General features: G+C 67.1%; 17 protein-coding genes. 7 read left to right on the top strand and 10 right to left on the bottom strand.

The genetic code is table 11. From position 1 onward, the window contains the following. Positions 1 to 370 precede the first annotated feature (370 nt). Positions 371 to 838: a hypothetical protein gene (locus ACWEKS_RS01520; protein WP_452338290.1), complete on the bottom strand. Its 468-nt coding sequence runs from the start codon at positions 836 to 838 to the stop codon at positions 371 to 373. Between the two features lie 344 nt (positions 839 to 1182). On the opposite strand from ACWEKS_RS01520, the gene ACWEKS_RS01515 reads away from it, so the two are divergent. Both ACWEKS_RS01515 and ACWEKS_RS01510 read left to right on the top strand, forming a co-directional pair. Continuing rightward, complete coding sequence (locus tag ACWEKS_RS01515) at positions 1183 to 2118, top strand: NADP-dependent oxidoreductase (protein ID WP_452338289.1); 936 nt, start codon at positions 1183 to 1185, stop codon at positions 2116 to 2118. Positions 2119 to 2187: 69 nt separating this feature from the next. Continuing rightward, on the top strand, positions 2188 to 3120 hold the full coding sequence (locus ACWEKS_RS01510) for an AraC family transcriptional regulator (RefSeq protein WP_452338288.1): 933 nt from the start codon (positions 2188 to 2190) through the stop codon (positions 3118 to 3120). A gap of 91 nt (positions 3121 to 3211) precedes the next feature. Here ACWEKS_RS01510 and hsaB read toward each other — a convergent pair whose 3' ends face one another. The 4 genes from hsaB to hsaA are packed head-to-tail and all read right to left on the bottom strand — an operon-like array spanning position 3212 to position 6773. Then, positions 3212 to 3796 (bottom strand): 3-hydroxy-9,10-secoandrosta-1,3,5(10)-triene-9,17-dione monooxygenase reductase subunit, encoded by a 585-nt coding sequence (gene hsaB, locus ACWEKS_RS01505; RefSeq protein ID WP_354831279.1) that lies wholly within the window; start codon positions 3794 to 3796, stop codon positions 3212 to 3214. Positions 3797 to 3817: 21 nt separating this feature from the next. After that, positions 3818 to 4717: an iron-dependent extradiol dioxygenase HsaC gene (gene hsaC, locus ACWEKS_RS01500; RefSeq protein ID WP_354831276.1), complete on the bottom strand. Its 900-nt coding sequence runs from the start codon at positions 4715 to 4717 to the stop codon at positions 3818 to 3820. 2 nt (positions 4718 to 4719) lie between these two features. Further along, positions 4720 to 5598, bottom strand: a complete 879-nt coding sequence (gene hsaD, locus ACWEKS_RS01495) for a 4,5:9,10-diseco-3-hydroxy-5,9,17-trioxoandrosta-1(10),2-diene-4-oate hydrolase (protein WP_452338287.1) — start codon at positions 5596 to 5598, stop codon at positions 4720 to 4722. A 5-nt stretch (positions 5599 to 5603) separates the two neighbouring features. Beyond that, positions 5604 to 6773, bottom strand: coding sequence for a 3-hydroxy-9,10-secoandrosta-1,3,5(10)-triene-9,17-dione monooxygenase oxygenase subunit (hsaA, locus tag ACWEKS_RS01490; protein ID WP_354831271.1), 1170 nt, complete (start codon positions 6771 to 6773; stop codon positions 5604 to 5606). Between the two features lie 196 nt (positions 6774 to 6969). On the opposite strand from hsaA, the gene ACWEKS_RS01485 reads away from it, so the two are divergent. Together ACWEKS_RS01485 and ACWEKS_RS01480 are read left to right on the top strand one after the other, a co-directional pair. Continuing rightward, positions 6970 to 8175: a Rieske 2Fe-2S domain-containing protein gene (locus ACWEKS_RS01485; RefSeq protein ID WP_364606341.1), complete on the top strand. Its 1206-nt coding sequence runs from the start codon at positions 6970 to 6972 to the stop codon at positions 8173 to 8175. Further along, positions 8175 to 8504: a hypothetical protein gene (locus ACWEKS_RS01480; RefSeq protein ID WP_040854414.1), complete on the top strand. Its 330-nt coding sequence runs from the start codon at positions 8175 to 8177 to the stop codon at positions 8502 to 8504. The genes ACWEKS_RS01485 and ACWEKS_RS01480 overlap by 1 nt, the downstream gene beginning before the upstream one ends. Positions 8505 to 8586: 82 nt before the next feature. On the opposite strand, the gene ACWEKS_RS01475 is transcribed toward ACWEKS_RS01480, so the two are convergent. Next, positions 8587 to 8997, bottom strand: coding sequence for a cupin domain-containing protein (locus ACWEKS_RS01475; RefSeq protein WP_452338286.1), 411 nt, complete (start codon positions 8995 to 8997; stop codon positions 8587 to 8589). A gap of 78 nt (positions 8998 to 9075) precedes the next feature. Then, positions 9076 to 10134 (bottom strand): saccharopine dehydrogenase NADP-binding domain-containing protein, encoded by a 1059-nt coding sequence (locus ACWEKS_RS01470; RefSeq protein ID WP_452338285.1) that lies wholly within the window; start codon positions 10132 to 10134, stop codon positions 9076 to 9078. A 96-nt stretch (positions 10135 to 10230) separates the two neighbouring features. On the opposite strand from ACWEKS_RS01470, the gene ACWEKS_RS01465 reads away from it, so the two are divergent. Then, on the top strand, positions 10231 to 11145 hold the full coding sequence (locus tag ACWEKS_RS01465; RefSeq protein WP_452338284.1) for an AraC family transcriptional regulator: 915 nt from the start codon (positions 10231 to 10233) through the stop codon (positions 11143 to 11145). A gap of 75 nt (positions 11146 to 11220) precedes the next feature. After that, positions 11221 to 11958 (top strand): SIR2 family NAD-dependent protein deacylase, encoded by a 738-nt coding sequence (locus ACWEKS_RS01460; RefSeq protein ID WP_452338283.1) that lies wholly within the window; start codon positions 11221 to 11223, stop codon positions 11956 to 11958. Between the two features lie 5 nt (positions 11959 to 11963). Here ACWEKS_RS01460 and ACWEKS_RS01455 read toward each other — a convergent pair whose 3' ends face one another. Further along, positions 11964 to 12716, bottom strand: coding sequence for a DUF427 domain-containing protein (locus ACWEKS_RS01455; protein WP_452338282.1), 753 nt, complete (start codon positions 12714 to 12716; stop codon positions 11964 to 11966). A gap of 163 nt (positions 12717 to 12879) precedes the next feature. Between ACWEKS_RS01455 and ACWEKS_RS01450 the strand changes: the two genes are divergently transcribed. Further along, positions 12880 to 14370: an amino acid permease gene (locus ACWEKS_RS01450; protein ID WP_452338281.1), complete on the top strand. Its 1491-nt coding sequence runs from the start codon at positions 12880 to 12882 to the stop codon at positions 14368 to 14370. A 282-nt stretch (positions 14371 to 14652) separates the two neighbouring features. On the opposite strand, the gene ACWEKS_RS01445 is transcribed toward ACWEKS_RS01450, so the two are convergent. Then, entirely contained in the window at positions 14653 to 15120 is a 468-nt protein-coding gene (locus ACWEKS_RS01445; protein WP_452338280.1) for a YbjQ family protein, read from the bottom strand. Positions 15121 to 15195: 75 nt separating this feature from the next. Beyond that, a complete protein-coding gene (locus ACWEKS_RS01440; protein WP_452338279.1) occupies positions 15196 to 16074 on the bottom strand; it encodes an NmrA family NAD(P)-binding protein in 879 nt (292 codons plus the stop codon). Positions 16075 to 16079 lie beyond the last annotated feature (5 nt).

The following is a 16079-nucleotide window of genomic DNA, read 5'->3' as shown; positions in this document are numbered from 1 at the left end:
GCGGCCCAGTGTCGTTCAATGACGGCGTCGATCCGTCTGGCGGGGATGGCCAGTGCCCGCCTGACTTATCCAAACGATGTGCTCGGCATCGTCGATCGCATACCAGATTCGGCCGCCTCCAGTGACCTCGTACTGCCACTGCTCCAATCTGAGGCCGTTGACCTCGACGTGGCCAAGGGCCCATCTGAGCCGATGTTGGCGGGTCGGCTCGTCGAGGCAGCGTGGATCGGCGGTGATTGCTACCCAAGCTCGGTCGAGGTTGCCTGGAGCCTGAGCGAGCAGCGCCGACCAACCTCGGGCTGCCTGCCGATCGAGGAATCTGACGATCCATCCCGTCGGCCTCCGTACTTCGTCGCCTCTACCAGGTTGATCAGCCATCGGTGCCACCCGGACGTTCGACATCGACGGCGTCGGTTGTGTCGAACGGCCCGAGTAGGCGGCGTGTCAGTTCAGGGTCGGAGTACACCTCGGCAGTCGACTGCCATTCGCGAAGTGCACGCGAGAAGGGAAGTAGCAGACCGGTATCCGCCCCGGCCAGCAGGTTGTCCAGCAGCTCTTTGACGCATTCCTGACGTGCGTCAGCTGGCAACCAAGTCAGCCAGGGCAGTTCCTCAGCGAAGGCTTCTTCGGCCAATGCCCGATTCGCCTTCGCGATGATGGCCAGTGAGCGTGCGGCCAGGCTCAGACCCTTGACCATGGCCTCGAACCGCCCCGAGCGCATGAGCACAAGGTTTTCCGCGTCTCGCCGCTCGAGGATGACGTCGGCGTCGTCCAAGGCGGGGAAGACGCTTGTCTGCTTGTTGATCAGCGTGGAGAACGGGAAGGTGTGAGTGGCCATAGCGCCAGGATACGCCAGAGTTCTAAACTAGTTCAGAACTTATTCGACGGAGGCGGTGCGGTATGCGATCACTGTGGGCGTGGATCCGTCGGCGGTACGACATCCGACGTCGATCGGTTGCGTTGGCCCGGCTGCAGAAGGCGGTCGCGAACGGTGCGGTCGATCTGGGCATATTGGAAGACGAGCGGAACTACCGTCGATGAGGCGTGGCCTATCGGTCAAGTCTCCATATTGAGATGTAGGGATAAAAACAAGAGACTTCAGGGCATTCATAGTCTCAAATTCCCTGTCTAATGTTGCCGTTGTTCGGTTCGAAGGGTGGGCCGAGGGACAGCTTCAGGGAGATGAAGGCGATGCGTGCGGTGATCCAGAAGAGCTTTGGTGGGCCTGAGGTGCTGGAGGTTGTGGAGGTCGAGAAGCCGGAGCTGCTGTCGGGGGAGGTGCTGGTTCGGGTGCAGGCCAGTGCGGTCAATCCTGTTGATGTGGCGATGCGGTCGGGGGCGTTCCCGTTGTTGGGGCAGCCGCCGTTCGGGGTTGGGTGGGATATTTCCGGGGTGGTGGAGGCGGCTGGGCCGGGGGCGCGGTATGAGATCGGGGAAGAGGTTTATGGGATGCCGTTCTTCCCCAGGGCCGCAACGGGTTACGCGGAGTATGTGGCTACGCCCTCGCGGCAGGTGGCTCGGAAGCCGAAGTCGCTGAGTCATGTTGAGGCTGCGGCGCTGCCGCTGGCGGCGCTGACCGCGTGGCAGGGGCTGGTGGACAAGGCGGGTGTCGAGGAGGGGGATCGGGTGCTGATTCACCGGGCGGCCGGTGGGGTCGGGCATCTGGCGGTGCAGATTGCGAAGGCGCGGGGTGCGTATGTGATCGCGCTGGCCAGCGCAGGGAAGCACGACTATGTGAAGAGCCTCGGGGCCGATGAGGTGATCGATTACCGGACAACCGATTTCACCGCGGTCGTGAAGGATGTCGATATCGTCTTCGACTCTGTCGCCGATGGGGCGCGGTCGCTTCAGGTGTTGAAGCCGGGTGGGGTGCTGGTGACGATTCTCGAGCATGTGAATCCGGAGCTGGAGCGGGCTGTGAAGGAAGCCGGGCGCCGGTTCGCGGGTGTTTCGGTGGAACCCGATTACTGGGCGCTGGAGCAGATCGCGGAGCTGGTCGACGCGGGGAAGCTGCGGCCGACCATCGCCGAGACGCTGCCGCTGGAGGAGGCGGGGAAGGCGCACGAGATCGTCGCGTCGGGCCAGACGGTCGGCAAAGTGGTGCTGACCGTCGAGTGAGGGGTGGGGCGAATAATCGGGGCGGGATCCGGGTTGCAGGGCACGGGTTCGAGGTGAAGGAGATCGATCGTGGATGTGCTGAGTGAGGCCCTGGCTTCGATGCGGACCGGTGCGCCGAACTCGGTGCGGACGGATGGGCGGGTGCCGTGGGCGCTGCAGCTGCCGCCGACGGCGGGTGCGGGATTCCATGTGGTGCTGCACGGGACCTGCTGGTTCTATCCCTCGGACAGCAGTGCTCGGCCGATCGCGCTCGGGCCCGGTGATGTGGTCTTCGTCCGGGCCGGGGCGGGGCATATTCTCGCCGACCACCCGGACACCCCTCCGGAGGTTCCCCGGCCCGAGCAGTACACCCAGCGTCCGCCCGTGGGCGCATTGCAGATCGGCGGGGACGGCCCGGCCACCAGCCTGCTCTGCGGCAACTATCACCTCGACGGGCAGCGGCCGCATCCGTTGCTGCGGCAGCTCCCGGAGGTGATCCATCTGCCCGCCCGCCACGGCCGGCACCCGGAGTTGAATGCCGCGATCCAGCTGCTCGGCGCGGAGCTCGACAATCCGCGCATCGGATCGCACGGCATCGTGCCGGCGCTGATCGACTCGCTGCTGCTGTACATCCTGCGCGCCTGGATCGAGGAGCAGCCGCGATCCGAGGCGGTGGGATGGGCTGCGGCGCTGCGTGATCCGGCCGTCGCCCCGGCGCTCGAAGCCATGCACGGCGATCCGGCCGCGCCCTGGACGGTGCAGTCCCTCGCCGACCACGCGGGCCTGTCCCGCGCCGCGTTCGCCCGCAAGTTCAATGCCATGGTCGGCGAACCGCCGCTGGCGTACCTGACCCGCTGGCGGCTCACCACGGCGGCCCGCCTGCTGCGCGAGGACGAGCTGGCCATCGAAAAGGTCGCGGCCCGCGCGGGATACAGCTCGGAGTTCGCGTTCGGGAAGGCGTTCAAGCGTGAATATGGCCTGGCCCCCGGCCAATACCGGCGGCAGGCCCGCGCCGCTGCCTGATCCATCCACAACACTCACAGATGCAAAGTGCCCCTGTGGATGAATTCCACAGGGGCACTTTTCTATCGCCAGGGTTCTGGAGGAACCCGACTCACAACCAGGTGTCCAAGGTGGTGGTCGTGAGGAAGTGTTCGAGGTCCGCGCGCCAGGGCGCGGGCGTCGTCTTCTCCGGTTCGATGGCCGTGTACTGGCCCCGGTAGAAGAGCAGCGGCCTGCCGGAGTCGGTGGACTCCGACAGGGCCTGGACCCGGCCGATCACGATGTAGTGATCGCCGCCGTCGAGCACGTTGTCCACAGTGCACTGGATCGTGGCCAACGCGCCGTCCAGCACCGGGAGGTCCAGTTCCGAGGTGTGCCAGTCGATTCCGGCGAACTTGTCGGGTTCGCGGGAGCCGAAGCGGGCGCACACCGGCTGTTGCTCCTCGGCGAGCATGTTCACGGCGAAGCTGCCGTTGCGTTCGATCGCCGCCCAGGAGCGGGACTCCTTGGTGGGGCAGAAGAGCACCAGCGGCGGATCGAGGGACAGGGCGGCGAACGACTGGCACGCGAAGCCGATCGGGGCCCGCGCGCCGTCGACGCCGTCGAAGGTGGTGATGACGGTGATGCCGGTACAGAACTGCCCCAGCACGTTCCGGAACTGACGCCCGTCGATGACGGGATTCGCATCGGTGGTCATTGGCCGCCCCTGTTCGTCTCGCTACTTGAATCCGACGCTGAAGTCGTGGCCCCACAGGCTGACCGCGGTGGATTCCCGCGCGATCCACGAGTGGTCGTCGACTTCCAGTCCCTCACAGCCGAATTCGATGTCGAACCCGCCCGGCGTCTTCATGTAGAACGAGAGCATCTTGTCGTTGATGTGCCGCCCGAGGGTGGCCGACATCTTCACCTTCTTGCGGTTGGCGCGGTCCAGGCAGAGGCCGACGTCGTCGGAGTTCTCCACCTCGACCATGAGGTGCACGATGCCCGTCGGGTTCGGCAGCGGCAGGAACGCCAGCGCGTGGTGGCGCGGGTTGCAGCCGTAGAAGCGCAGCCAGGCCGGGTCGCCGTCGGCGGGACGGCCCACCAGCTGCGGAGGCAGCCGCATGGAGTCGCGCAGCCGGAAGCCCAGCACGTCCTGGTAGAACGCCTGCGCCGCAGCGTCGTCCGTGCAGGTGAGGACCACGTGGCCCAGGCCCTGCTCGGCGGTGACGAACTTGTGGCCGTAGGGGCTCACGAAGCGGCGGCCCAGGTACTGCGCGCCGTAGAACGCCTCGAGGGTGTTGCCGGCCGGGTCCTGGAACCGGATCATGCCCTCGACCCGGCGCTCGCCGAGCTCCTCCTTGGTGCCCTCGGTGAAGGCGACCCCGGCCTTGGACAGGGTCTCGCGCAGCTGCTGCAGCCCGCGGGCGTCGGTGACCTCCCAGCCCGAGACCAGCAGCCGGTCCTGCTCACCGGGGACGATCACCAGCCGGGCGGCGAAATCGTCCATGCGCAGGTAGAGCGCGTCGGGGTTGAGCCCGTCGCCCTCCATCATGCCGAGCACCTTGAGGCCGTACTCGCGCCAGGCCGCCATATCGGTGGCCTCGATGCGCATGTAGCCGAGCGCCTTGATACTCATGCTCACTTCTCCTTGACGCCGAGCAGGAAGTCGGTTGCCAGGCGGTTGAATTCGTCGAACTTCTCCAGCTGTGCCCAGTGTCCACAACCGCCGAAGACATGCAACTGCACGCGCGGCACCATCTTCAAGGCGACCAGGGCGCCGTCGATCGGGTTGACCCGATCCTCGCGGCCCCAGATCATGAGCACCGGCTGCCGCAGCTTGAACGCGTCGCGCCAGATCATGCCCTTGGCGAAATCGGGTCCGGCGAAGGACTTGCCCATGGCGCGGGTGGCGGCCAGCGACTCCGGCTGCGAGGCCGAAACGAAGCGCTCCTCGACGAGTTCCGGCGTGATCAGCTTCTGGTCGAAGACCATGATCCGCAGGAACGCCTCCAGGTTCTCCTTCGTGGGTTCGAAGTTGAACTTGGACAGCAGCTTCACGCCCTCGGTGGGGTCCGGCGCGAACAGGTTGGTGGACAGGCCGCCCGGGCCCATCAGCACCAGCTTGCCGGCGCGGTCCGGGTAGTCCAGCGCGAAGCGGGTGGCCGCGCCGCCGCCGAGCGAATTGCCCAGCAGGTGTACGCGTTCGGTGATGCCGAGGGTGTCGAGCAGGTCCTTCAGCGCCGAGGCCGAGTGCACGAAGTACTGCGGGTGCTCGGTCGGCTTGTCGGATCGTCCGAAGCCCGGCTGGTCGACGGCGAGGACGTGAAAGTCCTCGGCCAGCACCGGAATGTTCTTGGCGAAGTTGGACCACGAGGACGCGCCCGGACCGCCGCCGTGCAGCAGCACGATGGTGGGGCCGTTGCCGACCCCGGCCTCGTGGTAGTGCAGCTTCAGGTCCGGCCGCACCTGCGCGAAGCGCGAGGTGGACTCGTAGGTGATTTCTCCCACTGCGGTCATGGGGATTACACCATTCCGTCGGTGACCGGGAGACCGAAGGCGTGGGTGCCGTACATGACGTAGGCGCGCTCCGGGTCCTGCGAGGCGTGCACGCGGCCGGCGTGGGCGTCGCGCCAGAAGCGCTGCAGCGGAGTGCCTTCCACGAGCGCGGTGGCGCCGGCGGCCTCGAACAGGCGGTCGACGGAGGCGATCACGCGGCCGGTGGCACGCACCTGGTCACGGCGGGCGGCGGCGCGCATCTCGAACGGAACGTCCTTGCCCGCCACGATGCACGCGTACTCGTCGGCGATATTGCCCGACAGTTGACGCCAGGCGGCGTCGATGTCACTGGCGGCCTCGGCGATCCGGACCTTTGCGAACGGGTCGTCCTTGGTGTTCTCGCCCGCGAAGGCGGCCCGGACGCGCTTGCCCTGGTGCTCCACGTGGGCCTCGTAGGCGCCGTAGCCCATGCCGATGATCGGCGCGGTGATGGTCGCCGGGTGGATGCTGCCCCACGGCATCTTGTACAGCGGGTCGGTATTCTGCTCCAGGCCAGGCGATTTCAGTTCGCCCATGGTTCGCATGCTGAGGAAGCGGTGCCGGGGTACGTACACGTTCTCGACCACGACGGTGTTGGAACCGGTGCCGCGCAGGCCGACCACGTGCCACACGTCGTTGATCTTGTACTCGCTCCGCGGGATCAGGAACGAGCCGAAGTCGACCGGCTTGCCGTTCTTGATGACCGGTCCGCCGACGAACACCCAGTCGGCGTGGTCGGAGCCGGAGGACCAGGCCCACGAACCGTTGACGATGTAGCCCTCGCCGTCCTCGGTCACCACGCCCGCGCCCATCGGGGCGTAGGAGGAGGAGATCCGGACCTCGGTGTCGTTGCCCCACACCTCTTCCTGCGCGCGCTGGTCGAACAGCGCCAGGTGCCAGTTGTGGATGCCGAGGATGCCGGCGCACCAGCCGGTGGAGCCGCACGCGCTGGCGATCTTGCGGACGGTGTCGTAGAAGATCACCGGGTCGCAGGCGTAGCCGCCCCACTGCTTGGGCTGCACGAGCTTGAAGAAGCCGGTCGCCTGCAGATCCTTGACGGTCTGGTCGGGAAGGCGGCGCAGATCCTCGGTCTCCTGGGCGCGCTCACGCAGGGTCGGCAGCAGCGCCTCGACCCGCTCAACTACTTCTTGCGTCATCTCGCCAGTTGCTCCTGCCTGGTGTTACGGGAAGCGGTCTTCGTTTGCCCCTGAGAGTAGAACACGTTCCTATTCCTGTCGAGAACGCAGTACAAGCGCAGCTCAGAGTGCCCCTATCCAGGTAGTGGGACCTATCGCTGGCCAACCGCCAGCCGATTTTGTAACGTGTTCTAGTACATCCATAGGAGGATCAACGATGGCGACAAGCGCCCAAGGGCCCCGCGGGAAGGTCCGCGAGATCGACGTGGGCTCGATGCCCACCCGCTACGCCCGGGGTTGGCACTGCCTCGGCCTTGCCAAGGACTTCCGTGACGGCAAGCCGCATGCGGTCAACGTATTCGGTACCAAGCTGGTCGTTTTCATGAACAGCCAGAACGAACTGAAGGTACTGGACTCCTACTGTCGTCACCTGGGCGGCGACCTTTCCATGGGTGAGGTCAAGGGCGACTCCATCGCGTGCCCGTTCCACGACTGGCGCTGGGGCGGCGACGGCAAGTGCACCGGCATCCCCTACGCGCGGCGCGTGCCCCCGCTGGCCCGCACCCGCGCGTGGATCACGCTCGAGCGCAACGGCCAGCTGTTCGTCTGGCACGACCACGAGGGCAACCCGCCGCCGGACGAGGTGACCATCCCGTACATCGAGGGTCCCTACACCAATGCCGACGGCAGCTCCTCGGAGACGCTGAACGAGGGCTGGACCGACTGGACCTGGCACTCGCTGCTGATCGAGGGCTCCAACTGCCGCGAGATTATCGACAACATCGTGGATATGGCGCACTTCTTCTATATCCACTACGCCTTCCCCACGTTCTTCAAGAACGTGCTCGAGGGTCACGTCGCCACCCAGTACCTGGAGACCAAGGCCCGGCCGGACATCGGCAACGCGGCCAAGGCCGGCATCGACGTGCTGCTCAAGTCCGAGGCGTCGTACTTCGGGCCGTCGTACATGATCAACCCGCTGCTCAACATCTACAGTGGCTTCGAGGTCAAGACGGTCCTCATCAACTGCCACTACCCGGTCACACAGAACTCCTTCATGCTGCAGTGGGGCGTCTCGCTGGAGAAGCCGAAGGGGCTGCCCGAGGAGCAGGCGCAGATGTTCGCGGCCAAGATGACCGAGGGCGTCAGCGAGGGCTTCCTGCAGGACGTCGAGATCTGGAAGCACAAGTCCAAGATCGACAACCCGCTGCTGACCGAGGAGGACGGGCCGGTCTACCAGCTGCGCCGCTGGTACGACCAGTTCTACGTCGATGTCGCCGACATCGACCCGAAGTCGGTGCAGCGCTTCGAATTCGAGATCGACACCTCCAAGGCCAACGAGGCCTGGGGTCTCGAGGTCGAGGAGAACCTGCGGAAGAAGCGAGAGGCCGACGAGGCCGCCGCGCAGGAGGCGAACGTCTGATGACCAGCTGGGCGAAGGCACCCGATTTCGCGGACCGTCCGGAACAGCGAGCACAGGTGCGCGCCCAGACGGTCCTCGACAAAGAGCACTACATGGAGTCGGGGCTGACACCGATCGCGTGTCAGACCTGCGGCACCGAGGTGCTCGTGCGCAAGCACAGCCACAATCAGAAGACGGTGCAGTGGACGGTCGATCCGGCCGCGCACTGCCCGGTCTTCCGCAAGCTGGCCGAGTCCGGGCCGACCACCGGTAAACCGGACTCCTGCCCGAACCTGGAGAAGACCATCGATCACGCGGTCGCGGAGGGTCTGCTCGGGATCGACGACTGAGTCGTCGGACCTCCGATTTCCTTGCTTCGTGCCCGCCGCGCACCGCGCGGCGGGCACGAGAATCGAAGAGTGGGTTCGCGGCTCAGTCGAGCCGGAAGTCGGCGAAATCGAATCCGGGGGAGACGACACAACTCACCAGTACGTAGTCGTCACCTGCCGGACGGGCGGCCTGGCTGATTCCGCCGGGAACCACCGCCTGGGGGCGTTGCCCCTGCTCGACATCGGGTCCGAGGACGATCTCCTCACCCCCGATGTTCAGCAGCAGCGGACCACCCCGATGCCAGCACCAGATCTCGTCCGACGTCACCGTGTGCGGCGCGGACTTCTCACCGGGCAGCAGCAGGAAATAGATGGCCGTGCCGGTCGCGCGCGGACCCGGGTAGCCTGCCGGCTCGAATTCCACTCCGCTGCGCCAGGTTTCCCGATACCAGCCGCCCTCGGGATGCGGCACCATATCCAGTTCAGCGGCCAGCTTCGGACGGTCGTCGCTCATGGTCCCCACTGTATTGCGGGGCTCGACCGAATTCCCGGTACTGCGAGCGCGTTCGGCCGGGCGTCATCGACGGTCGTCTCATGCCCCGGTGATCGTCCAGGTGATGCCGCGGGGCGCGAGCGAATCCAGGAAGTCCGCGGCGTCGAAGGCCTCCGAGGGCGTGAGCACACCCGGCTGCACGGCGCCGCCGGCGAGCCGCACGGCCGCTTCGACCGCCATCAGACCCGAATCCCGGTAGGAATCGACCCCGCTGACCACGCCGCGCCACGCCCGGCCGTTCGCGGCGGTGGCGTCCACGATCATGTCGTAGCGCAGATCCGAAGCGGCACTGGGCTTTTCCGGCAGACCGGCCACCAGCTCGGTGGTCAGGCCGGTGATGTTGGCCCGGAACACGCTGTCGACGGCGCCGGTGACCGACGCGGCATCGGTGTGACGCGGGATGGTGAGCACCGCGGGGAAGGCGAACTTGGCCACCGCGGTCGGCTCGGTGTCGCCGGGGTACAGCATGGGCGCCGGATCCGCCGGGCCGGTGCGGAACTCGCCGTCGGCATAGTGCCAGCCGCCCGCGCGGAACCAATCCAGGCCGGCCAGTAGGGTTTTCGCGCTGCCGCGGGAGCCGTCCCCGCCGCTGCGGCTGTGGTGGCTGATCACGAATCCGACCGGTCCGGCGACACGCGCGGCGAGCAGCTCCGCGAGCAGATCGGCGGGGAGATTGCTGTCGGTCACCGAGGAGAGGACCGTCACCCCGGCACGCTCGGCGCGCGGGCCGTACTCGTCGAGGACCCGGCGGAGAAACAGCTGCTCGCCCGAGATGTCGACATAGTGCGTGCCCGCGTCGACGGCGGCGGCCAGGATGGGCTCGCCGAGGTCCACGTAGGCGGGCAGGCTGCTGATCACCACATCCGCACCGGTGAACGCCGCGACCAGGGCGGCGTGATCGTCCACCGCCGCGATCCGGATCTCGGCCTGCGGCAGCCCGGCCGCGTCGGCAGCGGCGCGCAGCCGATCCGCATTGCGGCCCACCAGGATCGGGGCCAGGCCGCGGCGATCCAGCTCGGACAGGATGTAGCCGCCTGTGTGGCCATTCGCGCCGTACACGGCGATGGTGGGGGTCTGCGTGGTTTCGTGTGTCGTCATGCGAATGAAGCTATTCGCGTGCGGTGAGCATATGAATGGCTGAATTACTCAATCCAATGCTCGAAACGCTCACCATGTGAGCAGTATGGTGTCGAGGTGGACATCCTCAGCGAGACCGTCGCCGCCATCCGGACCGGCAACCCGGCCTCGGGACTCTTCATCCGGCACGCGCCGTGGGGCCGTCGCTATCCGACGGTGCCCGGCGCGGGATTCCATGTGGTGCTTCAGGGTTCGTGCTGGGTGCTGCCGCCCGGCCGGGAGCCGGTCGCGCTGGGAGCCGGCGATGTGCTGTTCATGCCGCGCGGCGAGCACCATGATCTGGCCGACGCGCTGGGGACGCCGATCACCGAGGTCGCCGCGCCGGGCGAGCCGCGCGAGATCGCGGGTCCGGGCGCGCGGACGGCGCTGGTGTGCGGTGCGTACGAGCTCGGGCGGCACCGCAGCCACCCGCTGCTCGACGACCTGCCGGAATTCATCCACCTTCCGGCCCGCCCCGGCCGCCACCCGGCGCTGCGGTCCGCCGTCGATCTGCTCGCCGCCGAGATCGCCGAACCGCGACCCGGCACCGATGCCGTCATCCCCGCGTTGCTCGACACCCTGTTGCTGTTCATGCTGCGCGCCTGGTTCGACGAACAGTCCACAGCGCCGACCGGCTGGGCCGGCGCCTTCGGTGACCCGGCCGTATCCGATGCGCTGCGCGCGATTCACGCTGCGCCGGAACGGAGTTGGACGGTCCCGGAGCTGAGCGCCGTCGCCGGGGTCAGTCGCGCCACCCTCGCTCGCCGCTTCCTGGCCACGGTCGGCGAGCCGCCGCTGTCCTATCTGACCCGCTGGCGCATGCTCACCGCCGCGCGGCTGCTGCGCGAGACCGACACCCCGCTGGCCGGCGTGGCGAGGAAGGTCGGCTACCAGAGCGAATTCGCCTTCGCCAAGGCCTTCAAACGCCAGTACGGCTCGGCCCCCGGCCAGTACCGCCGCATCGACGATGAACATGCCGTTCTGGCGGTCTGAACGCGGACCCGGCTCGTCGCGCGGCAGCCGGCGGACAGGCGGCGGGCTGGGTGGGGTCGGCATAGGCTGAGCAGTGTGACGGACTGGCGTGCACGCAGGGGACCGATCGGCGTCTTGACCGGCGCGGGGATTTCGACCGACTCCGGAATACCGGATTTCCGTGGGCCGCGCGGGGTTTGGACCGAGGATCCGATCGCGGAGCTGCTGTCGACGTATCAGAACTATGTGGCGGATCCGGAGCTGCGCACCCGGGCGTGGCTGGCGCGGCGGGACAATCCGGCCTGGCGGGCGACACCCAATGCGGCACATCGGGCCCTGGTGCGGCTGGCTGCCTCGGGGCGGGAGGTCGGCATCATCACCCAGAACATCGACCGGCTGCACCAGCGGGCCGGGTCGGACAGCGTGGTGGAGATCCACGGCAATATGTTCGAAGTCGTCTGCATCGACTGCGATTTCACCGATTCCATGGCCGCCACCCTGGAACGGGTGGCCGCGGGCGAGCCGGATCCAGCGTGCCCGGACTGCGGCGGCATCCTGAAGGCGGCCACCGTCATGTTCGGCCAGCAGCTCGACACCGCCGCCATTCGCGCGGCGGTGCAGATCGCCGAGAACGCCGAAATCTTTCTGGCCGTGGGCAGTTCACTCCAGGTCGAGCCCGCCGCGTCCATGTGCGCGGTGGCCGTGGACGCGGGGGCCGACCTGGTCATCGTGAACGACGAGCCGACCCCCTACGACGACTACGCCGCCGAGATCGTGCGCGACCCGATCGGGGCGGCGCTGCCCCGGCTGGTGTCGGAGATACTGGGGGACTGAGGGTTTCAGCTGAACGGCGTCTTGGGGCGCGGCATCATCTCGCCGTCCACCCAGATGTCGACCTTCTCGTTGTAGAACGAGGCCAGCCCGGCGATCTTCTGGCTCTCCGGCAGCGGGGTGCGGTAGATCCACACCAGGTCCGGGTGGCTGGTCTCGCCCAGCTGGATGTTCCAGTACTCGGCGTGGCCCTTGTACGGGCACGACGTCCTGGTCGCCGACGGCCGCAGCAGGTCCATGCGGATATCGGTGAGCGGCAGGTAGTAGCGGGCGGGCAGCCCGGTCTCGAACAGGATGCGCGGGGAGTGCGAATCGGCCAGCGTCTCGCCGTCCAGTTCGACCCGGATGTGGCGGGAGCTGGCGAGGATGTCCACCCGGGTGTACGGGTCGCGGGGGTGGACGTAGATGGGCTCGTCCTCCTCGAACCACTCGTCCATGGCCTGGAAGTCCAGTTTCACCAGGTCGCGCAGTTCCGGAATCGGGGAGTCCAGGTGCCGGACGGCCGCGCCCGCCGCGGTGACGTCGTCGGCGATCACATCGAATTCGGTGCCGTCCCCGCGGCTGGGGGAGTGGCGGGTCTTGCCGTTGGGCTCCAGCTTCACCCGCAGGTCGGCGGCCGGCAGATAGTAGGTGGGGTAGTGGGGTCCTTCCCATACCAGCGTCGGATTGACGGTATCGGCGGCCAGGTGACCGCCCAGGTAGGCGCGTACCCGCTTGGCGCTCGGTTCGACGCGTACCCGGCCACGCTGTGTCTCGGTCATACCTCCTGACGGTACGCCCGTGGGTAAACCGCTGTCGGGGAGCAGGATTCGCGTACCGGCGGCAGCCCGGGAAACCGTGGCCCGACCGGCGATTTTTCCTGCCTGACCAGGGTCGATATGGTGTTCGGGCAACACTCGAGCAACACAAGAAGGTGGCGGTCAGATGTCGGAAACCGGCAGTGTCCAGAAGCTGGAGCCCGGCAGTCCCCTCGAGCCGGAAACCGGTAGTGCCGGGAAGCCGGAGCCCGGCAGTACCCAGCTGACGGAACCGGGCGGCGAGCAGCAGGGACTGCGTACCGGACTCCGGCGCCGGCACATGACGATGATCGCCATCGGCGGCGCGATCGGCGCGGGCCTGTTCGTGGGCAGCGGCTCGGTCATCCAGACCGCCGGGCCCGCCGCCATCCTGTCCTACGCGGGCGCCGGACTCGTCGTGCTGTGCGTCCTGCGGGCGCTCGGCGAAATGGTGGTGGCCCGCCCGGTCGCCGGGTCCATGGGCGAGTACGCGCGGATGGCGATGGGACCGTTCGCCGGATTCACCGTCGGCTGGCTGTACTGGTACCTCTACGTGATCCTGGTCGGGGCCGAGGCGGTGGCCGGCGCGGCCATTCTCGGCAACTGGATCGACCTCGACCAGTGGGTCCTGTCCGCTGGACTGCTGATCGTCATGACCGTGGTCAACCTGGTGTCGGTGAAGTCGTTCGGCGAGTTCGAGTTCTGGTTCGCCTCCATCAAGGTGGTGGCGATCGTGGCCTTCCTGGCCATCGGACTGGCCTGGGTGTTCGGGCTGTGGCCGGGCTCGGACGCGGGCTTCGGCAACCTGACCCGGCACGGCGGCTTCGCGCCCAACGGGATCGGCGGCGTCTTCTCCGCCATCGTGGTGGTGATGTTCGCGTTCGGCGGCACCGAGATCGTGACGGTGGCGGCCGCGGAATCCAAGGAGCCGGGCCCGGCGGTGGCCCGCGCCACCAACAATGTGCTGTGGCGGGTCGGCCTGTTCTACGTGGCCTCGATCTTCCTGGTGGTGACCATCCTGCCGTGGAACGACGCCAAGGTGCTGACGAGCCCGTTCGTGAGCGCGCTCGAGCACATCGGGATTCCGGCCGCCGGCACCATCATGCAGGTCGTCATCCTGACCGCGGTGCTGTCGGTGCTGAACTCGGCCATCTACGTCTCCTCCCGCATGCTCTACGTCCTCACCCGCGACGGCGACGCCCCCGCCGCCCTGGTGAAGCTGAACAAGCGCGGCGTCCCCGCCCGGGCCGTCCTGCTCGGCACCGTCGCCGCCTGGGGTGCGGTCATCGCCTCCTACGTCTCACCCGACCAGGTCTTCACCTTCCTGGTGAACTCCATCGGTGTCGTCCTGGCCTTCGTCTACGTGGCGATCATGTTCTCCCAGTTGCGACTTCGCGCCCGCCTCCGCCGCGAGGACCCCTCCGCCCTCACCTACCGCATGTGGGGCTATCCCTACATCAGCTGGGCCGTCGTCATCGCCCTCTTCGCCGTCTTCGTAGCCATGGCTCGCAACCCCGACCAGCGCAACCAGCTCATCGCCTCCACCATCAGCCTCCTGGCAGTCATGGCGATCTACCCCCTGCGCGCCAAATTCGGCCGCAAGCAGCCGGTCCGCGACGTAGAGGTCCTCCACCACTGACGCAAACAGGTTGCGACGCACCGAAATTCGCAACGAATCGGGCGATTTCCGACAGATGTCAATAGATTTCGAACTGACAATCGATCAAGCAACCTGTCTTCGACAGCATGATGCGTGCGTATCACCTTCCGACCACGGCGAATCAACGGAAGATCGATGCCGTGGCGGCGATGCTGCTCTGGTGGCAGCGAGGGTTGGTGATGTGCAGTACATCCAGGTCCGCAAGTTGAAGGCGGGCGCTGCGCAGCTCGGTTGGCTGAGTGAACTGCCGGCACGCCATGGCTATTGGTTGGGCTTGATGACGACCGCAGTGCCGTAGGCCGCAACTTCGCTCATGGTATTGGCAATCTCATTGCAGTCGAAGCGCATTGCGATCACCGCGTTGGCGCCGAAGGCGATAGCGTGTTGGCACATGCGCATGATCGCCTCATGGCGGGACTGATAGAGCAGCTGGGTGTATTCGTGGATTTCGCCGCCGCCCAGGGCGCGGAAGCCGGCTGCGAAGTTGGCGCCCAGGCCGCGGCTGCGGACGGTCAGGCCTGCGACCTCGCCGATCACCTTGACGATTTCCTGGCCCGGGACATCGTTCATGGTGGAGACCAGGATCGGGAACTGCGGGCCAGGCTGCTGCTGCGGTTGCGGCTGGCCCTGCTGCGGGTAGGGGGCCTGGCCCTGCGGGGGATACGGCTGTTGGCCTTGCTGCGGGTACTGCTGCTGGTATGGCTGTTGCGGCGGCATCGGCTGGTTCATGAGCGGGATCGTACGGGGTCGAACCCAACGCGGACCGAACCGGAATGGCACGGCCCGCATCGGGTTGGCCCGAGGTCAGGCGGTGAATGCCGGGGCGTTGCGGCGGGCGAATTCGGCGAAGGTGGTTGGGGTGACGCCGAAGCGTTCGTGGGTGGACACGTCGATGTGGGCTTCGGGGGATCCGGCGCGGCCGGCGTAGAGCTCGTCGAGCAGGTCGATGACCGGGCCGGGTAGGCCCTGCTCGGCGTGCAGCTCGCGTTTGCGCCGGCGGGTCACGAGCTCGTAGGTGAACGTGGTTCCCGTTGCGGCGGAAAGCTGTTCGACGATCTCGGTGGAGGTGAGGGCCTCCGGGCCGGTCATGTCGAACGCCTGGCCTTCGATGCCCTCGGCCCGCATCATGGCGACGCAGACTTCGGCGATGTCCTGGATGTCGACCGGGGCCAGTCTGCTCGCGCCGATCGGCATGACCAGCGCGCGGCGGGCGCTGTCGACTCCGGTCAGCGCGTTCGGCAGGTACATCTGCATGAACTGGCTGGGACGCAAATGCGTCCATTCGAGGCCGGAAGCCTCCAGATAGGCCTCGATCTCCAAATGCCAGCGGGTGCCGCGAAAAGCCGTGAGATCGAAGGTGGTTCCGGATTCCTTGCCGCCGAATTTCACGATGTGCCGCACCCCGAATTGTTTGGCGGCGTCGATGAATCGGCACTGGGTTTCCAGCATGCGGTCGCGCGGGGAGGAGATCATCAGCGCCCGGTCGACGCCCTCCATGGCGGGTTCGAGCGTATCGGCGTGCAGCATGTCGCCGACCACGACCGCTATGGTCGGTTCCGCCGCGGCGAGCCGCACGGCCTTGGCGGGGTCGCGCACCAGCACGCGAACCGGGACCTGCTGTTTCACGAACTCGCGCAGGACGATGGAACCGGCCGCGCCGGTGACTCCGGTGAGCAGGAACATGGGTC

The sequence above is a fragment of the Nocardia sp. NPDC004711 genome, from assembly GCF_053601595.1.
This window is presented reverse-complemented; position numbering and strand designations above follow the sequence as displayed.

Excerpts from the sequence above, each read along its gene's own strand:
- ACWEKS_RS01455 (WP_452338282.1), bottom strand. The coding sequence starts at position 12,716 with ATGACCGAGACACAGCGTGGCCGGGTACGCGTCGAACCGAGCGCCAAG.
- ACWEKS_RS01480 (WP_040854414.1), top strand. The coding sequence starts at position 8,175 with ATGACCAGCTGGGCGAAGGCACCCGATTTCGCGGACCGTCCGGAACAG.
- hsaA (WP_354831271.1), bottom strand. The coding sequence starts at position 6,773 with ATGACGCAAGAAGTAGTTGAGCGGGTCGAGGCGCTGCTGCCGACCCTG.
- hsaD (WP_452338287.1), bottom strand. The coding sequence starts at position 5,598 with ATGACCGCAGTGGGAGAAATCACCTACGAGTCCACCTCGCGCTTCGCG.
- hsaB (WP_354831279.1), bottom strand. The coding sequence starts at position 3,796 with ATGACCACCGATGCGAATCCCGTCATCGACGGGCGTCAGTTCCGGAAC.
- ACWEKS_RS01475 (WP_452338286.1), bottom strand. The coding sequence starts at position 8,997 with ATGAGCGACGACCGTCCGAAGCTGGCCGCTGAACTGGATATGGTGCCG.
- ACWEKS_RS01520 (WP_452338290.1), bottom strand. The coding sequence starts at position 838 with ATGGCCACTCACACCTTCCCGTTCTCCACGCTGATCAACAAGCAGACA.
- ACWEKS_RS01485 (WP_364606341.1), top strand. The coding sequence starts at position 6,970 with ATGGCGACAAGCGCCCAAGGGCCCCGCGGGAAGGTCCGCGAGATCGAC.
- ACWEKS_RS01515 (WP_452338289.1), top strand. The coding sequence starts at position 1,183 with ATGAAGGCGATGCGTGCGGTGATCCAGAAGAGCTTTGGTGGGCCTGAG.
- ACWEKS_RS01445 (WP_452338280.1), bottom strand. The coding sequence starts at position 15,120 with ATGAACCAGCCGATGCCGCCGCAACAGCCATACCAGCAGCAGTACCCG.
- ACWEKS_RS01470 (WP_452338285.1), bottom strand. The coding sequence starts at position 10,134 with ATGACGACACACGAAACCACGCAGACCCCCACCATCGCCGTGTACGGC.
- ACWEKS_RS01450 (WP_452338281.1), top strand. The coding sequence starts at position 12,880 with ATGTCGGAAACCGGCAGTGTCCAGAAGCTGGAGCCCGGCAGTCCCCTC.
- ACWEKS_RS01440 (WP_452338279.1), bottom strand. The coding sequence starts at position 16,074 with ATGTTCCTGCTCACCGGAGTCACCGGCGCGGCCGGTTCCATCGTCCTG.
- hsaC (WP_354831276.1), bottom strand. The coding sequence starts at position 4,717 with ATGAGTATCAAGGCGCTCGGCTACATGCGCATCGAGGCCACCGATATG.